The sequence below is a fragment of the Brachyspira pilosicoli genome (genome assembly GCF_019402445.1).
GTDB classification, from domain to species: domain Bacteria; phylum Spirochaetota; class Brachyspiria; order Brachyspirales; family Brachyspiraceae; genus Brachyspira; species Brachyspira pilosicoli_B.
This window is the reverse complement of sequence record NZ_SRZM01000301.1, coordinates 1-1,036: the sequence shown is the minus strand read 5'-3', so window position 1 is coordinate 1,036 and position 1,036 is coordinate 1. Positions and strand designations below refer to the sequence as shown.

At 25.4% G+C, this 1,036-nt stretch carries 1 protein-coding gene; it reads right to left on the bottom strand.

Annotation, left to right across the window (positions count from 1 at the left end; translation table 11 throughout):
- Positions 1-819 (bottom strand): SanA/YdcF family protein (locus E6A48_RS09455; protein WP_219709969.1); only part of this gene is annotated, 819 nt, incomplete at its 3' end.
- Positions 820-1,036: the final 217 nt, after the last annotated feature.

The following is a 1,036-nucleotide window of genomic DNA, read 5'->3' as shown; positions in this document are numbered from 1 at the left end:
TTTTTTTTCCTGATATGATTTTTTATTTAATTTATTGCTTTTGGTTTTTATAATTTCTCTCTCTTCTATTTTTATGTGGTCACCATAAAACTTTGGAGGTCTATTAAAAATAATATCGGCAAACATTAGTAATCTTGCACCAACCTCTCTTGGAAATTGCCTTATTCTATATAACTTTCTTACATTATCAGCACTATAGGCTATGGCATTAATATTTTTTTCTCTAGCAATAAACACTGCTCTCTCATTGTGAAATGGCTGAGATACTATAGTAAAATTAGTTAAATCAAAAACCCTATTTGCTCTTAATATAGAATCCCTAGTTCTAAAACCTGCAAAATCTAAAAATATATGTCTTTTATCAACTCCAAGCTTTATTAAATCTAAACGCATCTGTCTAGGTTCATTGTAAGATTTATGCCTATTATCGCCGCTTACAAGTATATACTTTACTTTGCCGTTGGTATAAAGCTCATAAGCTGCATCCATTCTAAACTTAAAATACATATTTATTCTACCGTCAGACAAATATTTACTCGTCCCTAACACCAAAGCAACATCATTATATGGAATCTCTTCTATAGAATCGTATATATATTTCTTTGAATAGCTAGATACACTAAAATATGATATTAATGCTATAAAAACAAAAATAATAACAAACTCTAAAATAAATTGATAAAAAGAGTAAATAGCTAGTAAAATATAATTAATTATTTTTATAAATATATTATTATAATTCTTACTAATATAATTAAACTCATAGGCTATTAATTTTATTTTTTTTATATATTTATTTTTTAATCTACTAAACACCATATTAAAACAACACAGCCCAAATTATTATTATTTTTTAATATTATCGTAAAAAATATAGGGAACTTTCCTTATAAATAATTCGTCTAATATTACATAATAAAACTCATTAGGATTATTTATGTTAAAAGCAATATATATATCTATAATATCATTATTTTTACTCTCTTGCAGAGGAGTACCATATCATCATATTGGTCGTTTTGATGGACCTGGTCCT